The organism is Aeoliella mucimassa, assembly GCF_007748035.1.
In the GTDB taxonomy this organism is placed as follows: domain Bacteria; phylum Planctomycetota; class Planctomycetia; order Pirellulales; family Lacipirellulaceae; genus Aeoliella; species Aeoliella mucimassa.
The window spans coordinates 948,627-962,373 of sequence record NZ_CP036278.1; the positions used below are offsets into that span (position 1 = coordinate 948,627).

The 13,747-nt window shown below is 57.9% G+C and carries 12 protein-coding genes and 1 pseudogene; 4 read left to right on the forward strand and 9 right to left on the reverse strand.

Annotated features, from left to right (window positions below):
* Positions 1 to 7: 7 nt before the first annotated feature.
* Positions 8 to 187, reverse strand: a complete 180-nt coding sequence (locus Pan181_RS25890; protein WP_197528889.1) for a hypothetical protein — start codon at positions 185 to 187, stop codon at positions 8 to 10.
* A gap of 586 nt (positions 188 to 773) precedes the next feature.
* On the opposite strand from Pan181_RS25890, the gene tnpA reads away from it, so the two are divergent.
* From tnpA to tnpC, 4 genes and pseudogenes are all read left to right on the forward strand, one after another.
* On the forward strand, positions 774 to 1,109 hold the full coding sequence (gene tnpA / locus Pan181_RS03900) for an IS66 family insertion sequence element accessory protein TnpA (RefSeq protein ID WP_145245578.1): 336 nt from the start codon (positions 774 to 776) through the stop codon (positions 1,107 to 1,109).
* Positions 1,106 to 1,228: pseudogene (gene tnpB / locus Pan181_RS26935) on the forward strand (IS66 family insertion sequence element accessory protein TnpB); the annotation flags it as partial. The gene tnpA and the pseudogene tnpB (Pan181_RS26935), both read left to right, overlap by 4 nt.
* A gap of 46 nt (positions 1,229 to 1,274) precedes the next feature.
* Positions 1,275 to 1,436: an IS66 family insertion sequence element accessory protein TnpB gene (gene tnpB / locus Pan181_RS26940; RefSeq protein WP_391483976.1), complete on the forward strand. Its 162-nt coding sequence runs from the start codon at positions 1,275 to 1,277 to the stop codon at positions 1,434 to 1,436.
* A gap of 54 nt (positions 1,437 to 1,490) precedes the next feature.
* The gene (gene tnpC / locus Pan181_RS03910) at positions 1,491 to 3,185 is read left to right on the forward strand and encodes an IS66 family transposase (protein ID WP_145245579.1); all 1,695 of its coding nucleotides are present in this window, start codon (positions 1,491 to 1,493) and stop codon (positions 3,183 to 3,185) included.
* Here the strand turns inward: tnpC and Pan181_RS03915 are convergent.
* The 8 genes from Pan181_RS03915 to nusA all read right to left on the reverse strand — a co-directional run bounded on the left by Pan181_RS03915 (position 3,081) and on the right by nusA (position 13,535).
* A complete protein-coding gene (locus Pan181_RS03915; RefSeq protein WP_145245580.1) occupies positions 3,081 to 3,788 on the reverse strand; it encodes a hypothetical protein in 708 nt (235 codons plus the stop codon). The two genes, tnpC and Pan181_RS03915, sit on opposite strands and share 105 nt — an antisense overlap.
* Positions 3,789 to 4,297: 509 nt before the next feature.
* Positions 4,298 to 5,743: a sulfatase family protein gene (locus Pan181_RS03925; RefSeq protein ID WP_145245581.1), complete on the reverse strand. Its 1,446-nt coding sequence runs from the start codon at positions 5,741 to 5,743 to the stop codon at positions 4,298 to 4,300.
* A 36-nt stretch (positions 5,744 to 5,779) separates the two neighbouring features.
* Positions 5,780 to 6,475 (reverse strand): 3-keto-disaccharide hydrolase, encoded by a 696-nt coding sequence (locus Pan181_RS03930; RefSeq protein ID WP_145245582.1) that lies wholly within the window; start codon positions 6,473 to 6,475, stop codon positions 5,780 to 5,782.
* 117 nt (positions 6,476 to 6,592) lie between these two features.
* Positions 6,593 to 7,348, reverse strand: a complete 756-nt coding sequence (locus Pan181_RS03935) for a YebC/PmpR family DNA-binding transcriptional regulator (RefSeq protein WP_145245583.1) — start codon at positions 7,346 to 7,348, stop codon at positions 6,593 to 6,595.
* 80 nt (positions 7,349 to 7,428) lie between these two features.
* A complete protein-coding gene (locus Pan181_RS03940; protein ID WP_145245584.1) occupies positions 7,429 to 8,418 on the reverse strand; it encodes a hypothetical protein in 990 nt (329 codons plus the stop codon).
* Positions 8,419 to 8,539: 121 nt separating this feature from the next.
* Entirely contained in the window at positions 8,540 to 8,932 is a 393-nt protein-coding gene (gene rbfA, locus Pan181_RS03945) for a 30S ribosome-binding factor RbfA (RefSeq protein WP_145245585.1), read from the reverse strand.
* A 71-nt stretch (positions 8,933 to 9,003) separates the two neighbouring features.
* Positions 9,004 to 11,922 (reverse strand): translation initiation factor IF-2, encoded by a 2,919-nt coding sequence (infB, locus tag Pan181_RS03950; protein WP_145245586.1) that lies wholly within the window; start codon positions 11,920 to 11,922, stop codon positions 9,004 to 9,006.
* Between the two features lie 212 nt (positions 11,923 to 12,134).
* Positions 12,135 to 13,535, reverse strand: a complete 1,401-nt coding sequence (gene nusA / locus Pan181_RS03955; protein ID WP_145245587.1) for a transcription termination factor NusA — start codon at positions 13,533 to 13,535, stop codon at positions 12,135 to 12,137.
* Positions 13,536 to 13,747: the final 212 nt, after the last annotated feature.

A 13,747-nucleotide genomic window follows, 5' to 3' on the forward strand; every position in this document is an offset into this window, starting at 1 on the left:
TTGTTCCTTAGTTGCCATGCCTGTTAAGAAGCTCCTCAATCATTTCTCCGATCTTAGGATCTTTGAAAGTGTAATGCACCACCAAGTCAGGGCGTCGTTCTTTCAAACGCTCGATGTCATCGTAGGTGAGTGGTGTATCGTCCAGGTCGACCGTGTTGAGTTCCTTCATATCCGCTAACAGGTCCACCGACGCAGATGTAATTGCTGACCCCCTGAGGTCCAACTGTTGAACATATCCATATTCTGCAACTAGTCGGATGTCATCGTCGTTGATGGGATTTACAAAAGGCCCATTTGTCTGGAGGTTCGTGATCACTGGGAAGAGTGACTTTTGGAGAGTCAGAAGTATCGTTGATGGTTGGCTTTGGGGACGACGCTCCATTAGAATCCTTTAGAATCCTTTTCATTTCTGGCGGCGACAGAGGTGCTCCGGCCGAATTACATTCGAAATCGTAGTACAGGTCGTTCCAGGATCGCCGTGAGAGAATCTGCTGCTCGTACCAGTTAAGTGAAATGCTCTGCATTACCACTGGCAGCAGTACTAGTGCTGCTACCAGCAGCAGCCAGCGTATCGGAGCTTTCTTTTCAAAACGCATGAGGTGATACACTTAGTCCTAAATGCAATGCGACTGGTACAAGCTATGTACCTGGAACGGTTGAACTACGAACCGAATAGATGCCGAACCACGAAGCGTGTCCGTTCAGTGATCCACATCTTCTTTCTTGGCCGCTGATTCGTCAAGCTGCTGGCTTTCCAACCCAGGAGACGAGCGATGGCGAACAAGCATCGAGACCCCACGAAGGAAGCATTTTGGCGGAAGACCCTCACTCGATTTGCGGCAAGCGGGCTGAGCGTTCGCGAGTTCTGTAAGCGTGAGAACGTGACTGAATCCGCCTTCTACGCCTGGCGGCGAACGATCAGTGAGCGGGAAGACGCAGGCAACTCTCAGCCAGCATTCTTGCCAGCTGTTATCAACGGCGAAGCAGACCAGGAGTCGCCGCTCGTGCTGCTGTTGGCAAGTGGCCTGGAACTACGCCTCCCGCAGACAATTGCCGCCACGAGATTGGCCGAACTTGTTTGGGCCTTGCAGTCGCAACCAGAATCATGATTGCCGCTGACTTGCAGAATGTGCAGGTGTGGGTCGCAACCACTCCGGTCGATATGCGAAAGTCGTTCGACGGGCTTGCGGAGGTAGTTCGCAGCTTTCTCGGGCACGATCCGCTCTCTGGCAGCCTGTTCGTGTTTCGCAACAAAGGGCGGCCACCTGGTAAAAGTGCTTTGGTGGGACCGCGACGGATTGGCGATCTACTACAAGCGACTGGAGCGTGGCGAGTTTCAGTTCCCACGCACGGGCAAGCCCGTCATTGAGATCAGTTGCGAGCAGTTGTTGCGATTGCTTTCGGGCATGAGCGTTTCGCAGCGCAAGTGTGCGTGAACTTTTTTGCAAACTCGTCTTGCGTGTTTCGCATCATGCATTACAACGGTTCACATGACGGTCATCACGGATGAATTGCCGAACGACGTTGCCGCTCTCAAGCAGTTGATTCTTAAGGAACGTCGCGAACGCGAGGCGGAAGCCGAACGCTTTGAAGCCCAGAAGCAAGCGGCCATTGAAGAGGCTGTGAAGGCAGCCGTTGCTGCCATCCTTCGTCGCTACTACGGTCCTCGTAGTGAGAAGTTCGATCCGCGACAACTCTTATTGTGTGGACAACAGCTCGACGACGCGAAGCTCAACCAATCGAGTATCGAAGACGAGTCGGGCGAAGAGCTTGTCACCCGCCGGATCAAGAATCGCGACAAGCATGGCCGACAGCAACTGCCCGAACACTTGGAACGGATCGAGATTGAGCATGACCTCGATAGCAAGGCATGCCCCGCTTGCGGAAACGAACGTTGCCGGATCGGGGCCGAGATCAGCGAGCAGCTCGAATACTTCCCGGCCAGTTTTAAGGTCTTAAAGCACATCCGGCACAAGTATGCTTGTGCGAAATGCGACCACGACGGTTACGACCCAAACATCGCCGTGGCAGCCAAGCCTCCTCAGCCGATCGAAAAAGGGCTGCCGGGGCCAAGCCTGCTGGCCCACGTGATTACCAGCAAGCTGGGCGATCATCTGCCCCTGTATCGGCTGGAACGCATCTTCGAGCGACAGAAAGTGCACGTTGCCCGCAGTACGATGTGTGCCTGGATGCGTTGTGCCGGAGAACTGGTGACACCGCTGGTGGAGTTGATGACCGAGCGGGTGCGACAGTCGCAAGTGATCCACACGGACGATACCACGGTGCCGATCCAATCGCCCGGCGCGAAACAATGCCGCAAGGGCCGCATCTGGTGCTACCTGGGAGACGAACAGAATCCTTACAAGGTTTACGACTACACGCCAAGTCGATCACGTGATGGTCCCGCCAAGTGGCTCACTGGATACGAAGGCTACCTGCAAGCGGACGCCTACGGCGGTTACGACGGAATGTTTCATTCTCAGAACGTGACGGAAGTCGCCTGCTGGGCGCATGCGCGCAGGAAGTTCTACGATGCGCAAGATTCCGACGAAGAGCGGGCCACGCAGATGCTGGCGCTCATTGCGAAGCTATATGCCGTCGAGCGTGAAGCGAAGGAATCCGATGACGATGCGCGTCTAGCGCTGCGCCAAGAGCGGAGCATGCCGGTACTCGAACGCATCAAGTTATGGCTCGACGCCGAAGAGGAAGTCGTGCTCCCACGTAGTCCAATGGCCACGGCGATCACCTACGCCCAGAACCAGTGGACCGCGCTCAACACCTACACGACGCAAGGCTTCCTCAACATCGACAACAACGCCAGCGAACGGGCTCTCAAACGTGTCGCCCTGGGTCGAAAAAATTGGCTCTTCGCCGGGAATGATGCAGCGGCCGAGAACCATGCGCGGTTATGGTCGCTGATCGCCAGCTGCGAACGCCACGGCATTGATCCGCAGCGGTATCTGACCAGCGTACTGGCCAAAATCGGCACGACGTCACATGACGAGCTTGACCAGTTCCTGCCCGACGTGTGGAAGGTTGAGGACGCGACGGAGATTTTGGAGCCAGCAGTAGGTGGTGCGTTACCATCGCCAAGCATGGATGCTATCGCCAACATTGCCGACGTGCTTCGCCAGAGCGGCAAACCGATAATCGACCGTAATGTCGTTGTCGGGGCCTCCCCCTGATGTCCGGACGCCTCCGGCGAAAAAACCATCCTTCTTTCGTCGCCGAAACAGCTTGTCGGTTGTGGCTGCGAGTTGTGGCAGGTTCTGCTCGGTGGCCTGAGTTAGCTGCCTATAGAACTCGTAGGTTTCTACCGAAAGCTCGCTTCCCTTCCTCTTCAGTTCCTCCATCCCTGAATTCCACAGCGACGTGTCCCAGCCATCGAACAGCCACTGTCCCAGCACCGCATCAAGCCTTCGATCACACTGCATTCCTTCTGCGGCATTCGACTGAGCGGAGAACGGCAATGGCTGATCGACAAGGTAGGCTACAAAGTACAGTTGCTCGTACCTAGTGTCCGAAAGCTTTGGCGATTTGCCGTCGATTTCTTGCAGCGTTTGCCAGTCTTCGGCAAAACGCGAGATAGCTTGCTCAAAGTATTGAGTCGGGTTGTCTCCGGATCGCCAGGTAATCAATCCCTGCATCAGCCTTGATTCAAACGCTTGCTCACAATTGAATGCCGCAAGCTGATAGTTGCCATTTTCTTTGGCAACAGCCATGCCCATCTCGCTGCGGACTGCATGGGCAGCTTGGTTCGCCAGGATTTGATCGATTTTCTTCGTCATTTCATTCCTACCGTTGAATAGCGGGGACGGTTGGCCATCCGGGAGGTAGTTCAAATATTCTACCGCTCCGGTAAAAAGTTCCAAAACTCTCCAACTGGCCTGCCGCCGCCTCATTTAATAGTTGATTGACAAACGCATTATGAGTCCCATCACCGTAGTCTAAGTACCTATTCAACCGGCTGACATTATACCGAAGGCTCCCTTGGCGCAACCCGCTATAGGTCTTCAGCGACGAGAGATAGGCGCCATGCTTTGCCTCAACAACCGCGTGACGAGTACCATTGGAGAAGATCAAGTCCATGCCCTGGTTTCCGCGATAGTGGAGGGACACATCGTCTAACGAGTAACCCAGTCGTTTCATCTCGCGGAACGCATAGACTACCCCCTTGGCTTCACTGAGTGAACCTGACTCTCGAACCCGGTTTAACAACGCAGCTCTTTGCTGGGCACCGCCGTATCTTGCAGCCGTCCCTGCGGTTCGCGGCGCGGACACCACGAAGCCGCTCCGATCAATACCCGTGCTCTTGCATGTACTTCTGCAAGTAGCCTGCGCGGTAAGGGTACTGGTCGAACTCGACGTGCTCGCCAGTAAAGCGAGGGTCGTTGGTCTCTCTCAGATACTCAACCAACTTCTGACGGAGTTCTAATACTACGTCGGCGTGTTCGGCGTCGGCCGCTAAGTTGTGAATCTGATCGGGGTCCGCCTGGCAGTCGTAGAGTTCCACGGCCGGTCGGCGGGCGAAGCACAGGCGGTAGAACTTGGCCACTTCCGGATCGCTTAGGTGCTTCATCAAGTACCGCTTGGTCGGCCCTTCGTCGCAATCGGCGAACTCATCCATCGGGTGAGTGGCTCCGTCGGCTACGCCGGCGGGCCAGCGATCGGGCACCAGATTGAGGATGAGCAGCCAGCGATCGGTGCGAATCGCCCGGGCGGGGTAGCCGTCGAGCGAGGGCATCGCCTGTGCTGGTGTATGACGCTCGCGGCCATACACGATGAATTCGGGGCTCTCGGAAGCGGGTAGATCGGCCCCGGTCGATAGCACCGGCAGCAGCGACTTGCCAGACATCGAGTCGGGCACTTCGACTCCAGCGGCTTCGAGAAATGTGGGAGCAATGTCGGTGAACGAGGCAAAGTGGTCGACCTCTTTACCGGCTGGCACCCGCTCGCCCCACCGCACGACCAACGGCACCCGCGCCCCCCAGTCGTAGAGGTTGCCTTTGCATCTGGGAAACGGCATGCCATGGTCGCCGGTCATGACGATGATGGTGTTCTCAAGCTCCCCTTCGCGCTCTAGCAAGTCCATCGCCGCCGCGACATCCTTGTTCCAACGCTCGACCTCGAAGTAATAGTCGGCGATGTCGGAGCGAATCTCCGGCGTGTCGGGATAGAACTCCGGAACGCGAATCTTCTCCAGGTCGAAACCAGCCTCTTTGCCGGTTCCCTTCTTATACGGACGATGTGGATCGCTGGTGCCGAACCAAAAGCAGAAGGGCTTGTCGCTGTCGCGATTCGCAACGAACTTGTCGAACGCCATGCCCGGTCCGCAGGGATGCTCCTTGTACCCCATCGCTTTGAAGTCGCCCGGCCCCCACGCTTTGCGCCAGTGCCCGATCTCGTAGCCCGCTTCGCGAAGCAGGAACATGAAATTGGGATGCTCAGGGGCGAGCGTGCTGTGCAAATTGGCTCCCTGGTCGAGCCGATAGAACTGCTGCCCGGTCAGGATTGCATTGCGACTCGGCGTGCACGAGGGACTCGAGATGAACGCTCGGCGGAACATCACCCCTTCGCGAGCCAGGCGATCGAAAGCCGGCGTGCGGGCTACCTGGTCGCCGTACCCGGTTGCGTGGGGCCATCCCCAGTCGTCGGCCAGGCAGAACAAGATATTCGGCTGCTTGGCCGCCGCGCTGTTCGACAGCGCGACCGCCAGCAACAATAACAGCGCGCAACGCCGCATGGTGCATTCCTTAAGTCGTGGAAAAGCGAGAAGGGCTTAGTGAAGCTCTTCGGTTTCGAGATCGCGGATCTTCAGGTTCCGCCAACGCACTTCGTAAGGGCCTTCGTTCTGGCCAATCGCGTGGACCTGCAATGCGATGAAACCCCACGAGTACTTTTGGTAGGTCTCTTCGTCGGTAAGGTCGGCGACAGGTTCACCATTGATGAATGTTTGGATGCGGGGGCCTTGAGCGACGATGCGGTAGTGATTCCACTCACCATCTTTGAAGTGCTTGAGGGGGATCAGCTTGTCTTGCGGAATCAGCCAGCCGCGGCCGGTCGCTTCGCCATAGATGTAACCAGCTTCCGCGCCGGCTGCGCCGCTCGCTTCGATCTCAACCTGCGGACCGTTCACGCGTCCAGGATTGTACACCGAGTTCTTGCCGGGCTTGTCGTCGGTTTGCGAACGAATCTGCACGCCGGAATTCAAGCGGTTGTCGACCTTGGTCTCGAACTCCATCTCGAAGTTGCGATAGTTCCTGACCGTGCCGAGGAACGAGTTGGGGCTGCCTTTGGCGGTGGTGCCGACGATCTCGCCGTTCTCGACGCGGTAGGTTGCGGTACCGTTCTTTTGGGTCCAACCGGCAAGAGTCTTACCGTTGAACATCGATGTCCATCCATCCTCCGCCTGAGCAGTTGTGGCGACACAGGTGAATAACAATGCGGATACCAAACACGAAATTGAGCGACTCATCTCGGAGCTCCTGACAGGCACAAAATGGGAATACCACTTGTGCAATTCTAGCACCGGACGAATGCTGCTGCGAATCGAGTCGCCGAAACAGGCGACAACACACCGCGGAAGGGGTGGTTAACCCTCGGCTTCGATCGCTTCCATGATGTCGTCGGAGATGTCGAAATTGGCGGCCACGCTCTGCACGTCGTCGTGATCGTCCAGGCGTTCCATCAGTTTCAGCACGTTACGAGCGTCGTCGATGCCCAGGTCGATAGAGTCCTTCGGCATCCAGGTGATCGCGCGGCTTTCGGTTTCGATGCCGGCCGCTTCAATCGCATCGCAGACAGCCGAGTAGGTGTCGACTTCGCAGACTACTTCGAACTCGCCGTTGTCGTGCCGTACGTCGTCGCCGCCGGCTTCCATGGCGATTTCCATTAGCGACTCTTCGTCGGTCTTGTCATCGGAGATGACGATCACGCCTTTACGATCGAACGTCCACGCTGCACAGCCAGTTGCGCCGAGCTTGCCTCCGCAGACTTCGAAGATCTTGCGGATCTCGGGAGCGGTGCGATTGCGGTTGTCGGTGAGGATCTCGCACAACACCGCGACCCCCGCAGGGCCGATGCCTTCGTAGAGCACTTCTTCGAGGTTGCCGCCGTCGAGTTCGCCGGTTCCCTTTTTGATGGCCCGCTCGATGTTGTCCTTCGGCATCGACACCGCTTTGGCGTCGTTAATCGCGTAGCGCAATTTGAGGTTGGCATCGGGATCGCCGCCACCCATTTTGGCCGCGACGATGATCGCCTTGGAGAGCTTGCTCCAGAGCTTGCCTCGCTTCGAGTCGACGGCTGATTTCTTACGAGCGATATTGGCCCAGTGCGAATGTCCTGCCATGTTAAAGGATTTCGTCGGGGGTCTGAGGGGAGGAATCGAGTAACAGGGGACTTAGCGAGCCAGTGTAAACACGGCCGCGCTTATCGAGGCTTGCGCTTCGCGATCTTCTTGCTGGTCTTGGTTTTTTTGGTCGGCTTCGCTTTGGTCTCAGAACTGGTCGTCTTCTTGGCGACCTTCTTCTTAACCTTCTTCACCTTCTTTTTCGGGCCATCAACCTCCGGGGAGGGCGACTTCTCGACGACCTTCTTCTTGACCTTCTTCACCTTCTTCTTGAGGCCGGAGCCGTCGGCGGAGGCCACTTTCTTCTTGGCGGTCTTGCCAGCGGCCGACTTTGCCACCTTCTTCTTCGGCGAAGCTGGTTCGGGCTCTGGCTCAGGTTCAGGCGGCGCGGGCTTCTTCGGCAACCGCGACTTGCAATCGCCATCGATCGCGAGCAGTGTCTTGCGGGCGGTTGTGCCGTAGGGGTTCTTGCCGATCTCAACCCCCAGTTGGTGGAGGATCGTGGCCATCTCGATGCCTTTGGTCTTCGGCACCGCTCGTTCGAGTCCAGGGATGTGCCAGTCTTTGGCTTCTTTTTCGCTGATGATGTCGAACACCAGGAAGGCGGTCAGCAGCCCTTGATTGGCCGGAATCGCGTGTCCCCCCAAAGCATGCTGCGTAACGTACGCCACGGTGAAGGGGGTGGTGCCTTCGTACTTTTCGATAGTCTTGGTTGCCTGGCCAAGATTCTGCTTTTTCAGGTGTTCCAAGTCGTACAAGTACACCGACTCGAACACGCTGTGCAGTGTCCGCTTCAGGCGTTCTGCCGCGCTGTCGCCATCCAGCAGTTCGCTCAATGTTTCGGCGAGCTCACGCTTGGTGCTCACCCGCACTTCGTTCCAATCGAAGTACTCGGTTTGCAGTTTCTGAAAGGCTGTTTCGGCAGCCTCGTACGGCGAGTTCTCCAGCAGGCAGGCAAACAGCAAATGCTCGAGCAGGGTACGACTCGGAGGGGGAGTCACCGGCTTGTAGTGCTTTTTAATTTGCCCCAGCAGCTTGGTGATGCGGGTGCCGCGATTCTGTGTTGCCATGCTTGGTTTGCCTCAACCGGTAAGGTTGTAGGGTTTATGCAGTCGTGAGGTGTGCGTTCTATCAGTTATTGCCAGGGTGCCAATTTGCCCCCGCGAGCAATTGGCCTAAAAGAATAGCTTGCTATTCTTCGTTCGCCGAATCGGGTGGGTCGTCGACGATCTCGCCTGCCTCATCGGGCAGCACTTCGTTGAGCATTTTTGAGATCGCAATCGACTTCTTCACGCCTTGATCCAGCTCGAATTTCAGCCGCGGAGTGTACCGGGTGTCAATCCGTTGGGCAATCTTCGACTGCAGATAACCGGCCGAACTTTGTAGTCCGCGCAAGCAGGTCCGTTGCTTGGCTTCGCTGCCCATCACCGAGACGTGCACCGTGGCACCTCGCATGTCGGGCGTAACTTCCACGTAGGTGACCGTGACGTCCTCGATACGAGGGTCGTGCAGGTCGGTGAGGATCGCCATGCTCACGACTTCGCGGATGGCTTCGGCGGCTTTTAGGACTCGACGCGACGACATGGGTACTTGCGCACGGGGTTAAACGCGGAGGGAGACTGGCAGGGCGATCGGCGATCGACCAACCGGCTCGCCTAGTTGTCGAACGTGCGGCCGATCTCCTCCACCTTGTACACTTCGAACAAGTCGCCTTCCTTCACATCGTTGAAGCCGGTGAGCTTGATACCACACTCGAAGCCTTCGCGAACTTCCTTCGCATCGTCCTTTTCGCGACGCAGCGTATCGAGGGAGTAGTCGCCAATCACGGTGCTGTCGCGAATCACCCGAGCACGGGCGTTGCGTTCGACGGTACCAGTGAGCACGCGACAACCGGCAACGGTGCCGATGCGGCTGATCTTGAACACTTGTTGCACCAGGGCGCGGCCCAGTTCCACTTCGTGCTCTTCGGGCTTCAGCATGCCTTCGAGGGCGAGCTTTAAGTCGTCGGTAATCTTGTAGATCACGTCGTAGCGACGAATCTGCACGCCGAGCTTGTCGGCCAGGCTGCGAGCCTTTTCGTCGGGTACCACGTTGAAGGCCAGAATCACCGCGTCCGAGGCAGCAGCCAGTTGCACGTCGCCTTCGGTTACACCACCCACGGTGGAGAGCAGCGACTTGAGCTTGACCTCGGGGTGATCGAGCTTGGTGAGTTCCTTCTGGATCGCTTCGATCGAACCACGCACATCCGCACGCAGAATCAAGTTCAGCGTTTGCACTTCCTCGGAATGACCCAGGCGATCGAACAAGTTCTCGAGCGTCACATGCACCGGACCAGTACTGCCGAGCGAATCGCGGCGAGCTTGGTCTTCGCGCGACTCAGCCAGCTCACGAGCCTTGGCAATATCGTCGAGCACGTAGAAGTGCTCACCAGCGGCCGGGGCCGTGTTGAAGCCGAGCAGATTCACTGGGGTACTTGGACCCGCTTCTTCGATGGCCAGTTCGGGGTTGAGCGTATCGAACATTGCCCGCACACGACCATAAGCGTCGCCGCACACGACGACGTCGCCGACACGTAGGGTACCGTTCTGCACGATGACCTTGGCCACGACGCCGTGCCCGGACTCTTGCTGGGATTCCAGCGAAGTACCCAAGGCATTGCGATTCGGGTTGGCTCTGTACTCGTTCAGATCGGCAACCGTGAGCAGGGTTTCGAGCAGGTCGTCCATGCCTTCGCCGGTGATGGCACTGGTCTTCACCACTTCGATGTCGCCGCCCCATTCGCTCGGTTGCAGGCCGTTGGCCGACAGGTCGGCCATGGCTTTCATGGGGTCGATACCAGGAATGTCGATCTTATTCAGCGCGACCACGATTGGCACATCGGCCGCCTTGGCATGGCTGATCGCTTCCTCGGTTTGAGGCATCACGCCGTCGTCGGCCGCCACCACCAGCACGGCGATGTCGGTCACGTTGGCACCGCGGGCACGCATCTCGGTAAAGGCTTCGTGACCAGGCGTATCGACGAACGAAATGCCGGCTCCATCCTTTTCGATTTGGTACGCACGAATGTGCTGGGTAATACCACCACTTTCGCCGCTTACCACGTTGATCCCAATCAGGCGGTCAAGCAGCGAGGTTTTCCCATGGTCGACGTGACCCAGGAAGGTAATCACCGGCGGACGCGGTTGCAGTTGATCTTCGGGATCCTCGGCATCGCGAATCGAGGCCAGCAGTTCGTCTTCCAGCGTCACCGCTTGAGCGAAGTTGACTTCCAGGCCGAGTTCGGCCGCGACGAATTCGGTGAGATCCTCGTCCATGCTGTCGTTGATACGAGCCATCACGCCTTCTTGCATGAGCACTCGCTGAATCTGCATGGCGGGGATACCGGCCGCTTCGCTGAGATCGCGAACCGTACAGGGGAGCTGCACGGTGACACGTCCCTTACGGGGCGCTGCCGAGCTGGTGCCGCTCTTACGATTCGTCCGACGGATGGTCCGCCGAGAACCGCGATTCGATGAATCGTCCTCGTCGCCCTTGCGATTCGAACGCCGGCGGTTGAGTTGCCGTTGCTCGCGACCGCCGAGCATGGTGCGACCGTCGGATTCTCCTTTACCCTTAGGCCCTTTGCCTTTGCCCTTGTTTTTGCTGTCGTCGTCGGTGCCGCCGCCGTCGATGAAGGTGCCACCCGTCTTGCGGGCGCGTTCGGCTTCGAGACTGCGTTCGGCCTTACGAAGGTGAGCTGCCAGCGGCTTGCTACCCGCTTTACCACCCAGCACTTCGGCGGGCAGTTTCATGTCGGGCTTCAGGGCCTTGGCTTCTTCCTTCTTCTTCGGCTTCGGCTTGTTAGCTTCGGTCGGAGCGGGAATGGGAGCCAGCTTGATGGCCGGGCGAGCGCGATTCTGAGAACCACCCTCACGCTTCGGCTTTGGCTTGTTCGTGCGACCGACTACCGGCGGCTTGCCAGCGGCAGCACCACCAGGACCAATGTAGTCCTCGCGACGCAACATACCGGCTAGCGGTCCCGATCCGGGCTCGCTCTTGGTATCTTCAGGCGAGCTTTCGGGCTGCTTCTGTTCGGCAGCTCCGCTGGTGCTCGACTCCTGCGATTTGGCTTCGGCAGTGGGAGTTTCTTCGGTCGGCTGTTCTTGAGCAGTCGTTTCGGTGGGTTCCGACGCGGTCTCTTCGACCTCGGCTGTCGGTTGATCCTGCGACTCTTGCTCGACCGCAGTCTCTTCGACGAATTCCGATTCTGGATCGGTTTCTTCCGCCAAGCGGGCTGCTTTGACCGCTTCGAGAGGGCTAGTGGCCCTGGGGGTTACAATCACCTTCATCCGCTCGTTCGCGGAACCAGGTGCTTTGGGGCGTTCCATCGCCGGAGGAGCCTTCGTAGACGACGAGGCTTTGGGCGACTTGTCGTTGCCACCGTTGAGATATTGTTTGACCTTGGTGACTTCCCCTTCGGTCAAACTGGCCAGCGCAGAACCTTTGCCGGGGATGCCTGCACGCGTGCAGATATCCACCAGTTCTTTACTGTCGAGCTTTAGCTCTTTTGCGAGCGCGTAAATGCGAACCGCCAAAATGGTTTCTCCAATCGGCCCGCATGTCCGCGGGCTTCACTACCGTTACCGAATCATTTGCCACGTCTCCCGTGTGATGATTGCGGATGGACATTTATTAACCATGGCCAGACCAGCCGGCGTTGCCACACCTCGTTGAATTGAACGAGAGATGGCGTCGCCGGCCCGGGCTGTGCCCAAAAATCACATGCCGCCAAGCCCTGTGTTATCGACTACTGAGGGGGGGCTTGTCCAGCGTCCGCCTCGGTTTTCTCTGCTTCTTCACCTTCAGCCGGGGCGGTCTCGGCATCGGTGCTTTCGCCTTCGGTGGGTTCCGTGGCCTCCTCGGCAGTACCCCCCTCTTCGGGGGTGTCGTCTTCGGAGGAGTCTCCCCGAGCCTCAGCCGCGGCAGCTTCGGCTTCCGCTACTTCGGCTTCGAGTCGTTCCTGTTCCCGCTTTTGACGGCGAGCCTCGGCAGCGGCTTCTTCGGCAGCTTCGGCCCGTTCTTCTGCTTGTTCGACGATCGAGTTTACTTGTTCTTCGCTCAGGCCGCCCATCTGCATCAGGTCGTCGGGCTCGATGATCGACAGGTCGTCGTAGCTCAAAAAGCCTTCTTCTACGAGCTTTTCGGCCAGTTCGATCGCCATGCCCTCGAGTTGGCTGAAGCCTTCGACCGCGCGGTCGATCGATTCGGCCAGCTCTTCCTGAGTCATGATTTCGATGTCCCAGCCCGACAGTTTACTCGCCAGGCGGACGTTTTGGCCACGGCGACCAATGGCCAATGATAGCTGATCTTCGCTCACTAGCACGATCGCCCGACCGAGCATTTTGCACAAGATCACCTGCTCGACTGTCGCCGGCGACAGGGCGTTGGGAATCAGGACTTCGAGGTCTTCATCCCAGCGGACAATGTCGATTCGCTCGCCAGCCAGTTCGTCGACGATATTCTTGATGCGGTTACCGCGAACGCCGACGCAAGCGCCGACGCAGTCGACTCGGGCATCGCTGCTCGAGACGGCCACCTTCGAACGATAGCCCGGCTCGCGGGAAATGCCACGAACTTCGATCACGCCGTCGGCGATTTCGGGAATCTCCTGCTCGAACAATCGCTGCACCAGGCTCGGCGACCGGCGACTGAGGATCACTTTCACCCGGCTGCCAGCTTTGCGAACTTCGTATACGGTAGCCCGCACGCGTTCGTTAGCGTGGTGCGTTTCGCCTGGAATCTGCTCGCTGCGGGGCAGGATGGCTTCGACGTTGGTCAGGGCCACCGTGGCAGCTCCACCTTCGTAGCGCTGAATGATGCCGCTGACCATGTGGTTCAGCAGTTCCTCGTACTCGTCGAACAGGGCGTCGCGTTCCGCTTCGCGGATCTTTTGGATCATCACCTGCTTGGCGGTCTGGGCACCGATTCGGCCGACCGCTTCTTCGGAATCAAGCTCTTCGCCGTTGATATTAGCGCGAATCGTGCCATCTTTGCGGTCGATGTTGACCGTGATGTCCGACTCTTCGCCGTAGTGTTTCTTGGCGGCTGACACCAACGCGGCTTCGATACCTTCGAACACGATTTCTTTTTCGATGTTCTTATCGCGATGGATCGCGTCGACGATTCGTAGCACTTCGTTAGCGTTCATGGTGATTTCCGTTCCCGCGGCCTATTCGCCTACCGCGCGAGGCAATTCGAGTTGTCGGGTTGTGGCAGGTTGTACACTCGCTGGAAGGCTGAGCGTCGATATGTTGACGGAACCCTATATAGGTTCAGCACTTAAATCCAGCGGTAATCCGTTAGGATAGCCCGCAAATGGGGGTGAGTCAACCGGGGGAATCCGTGACTGCCAGGCGCTTC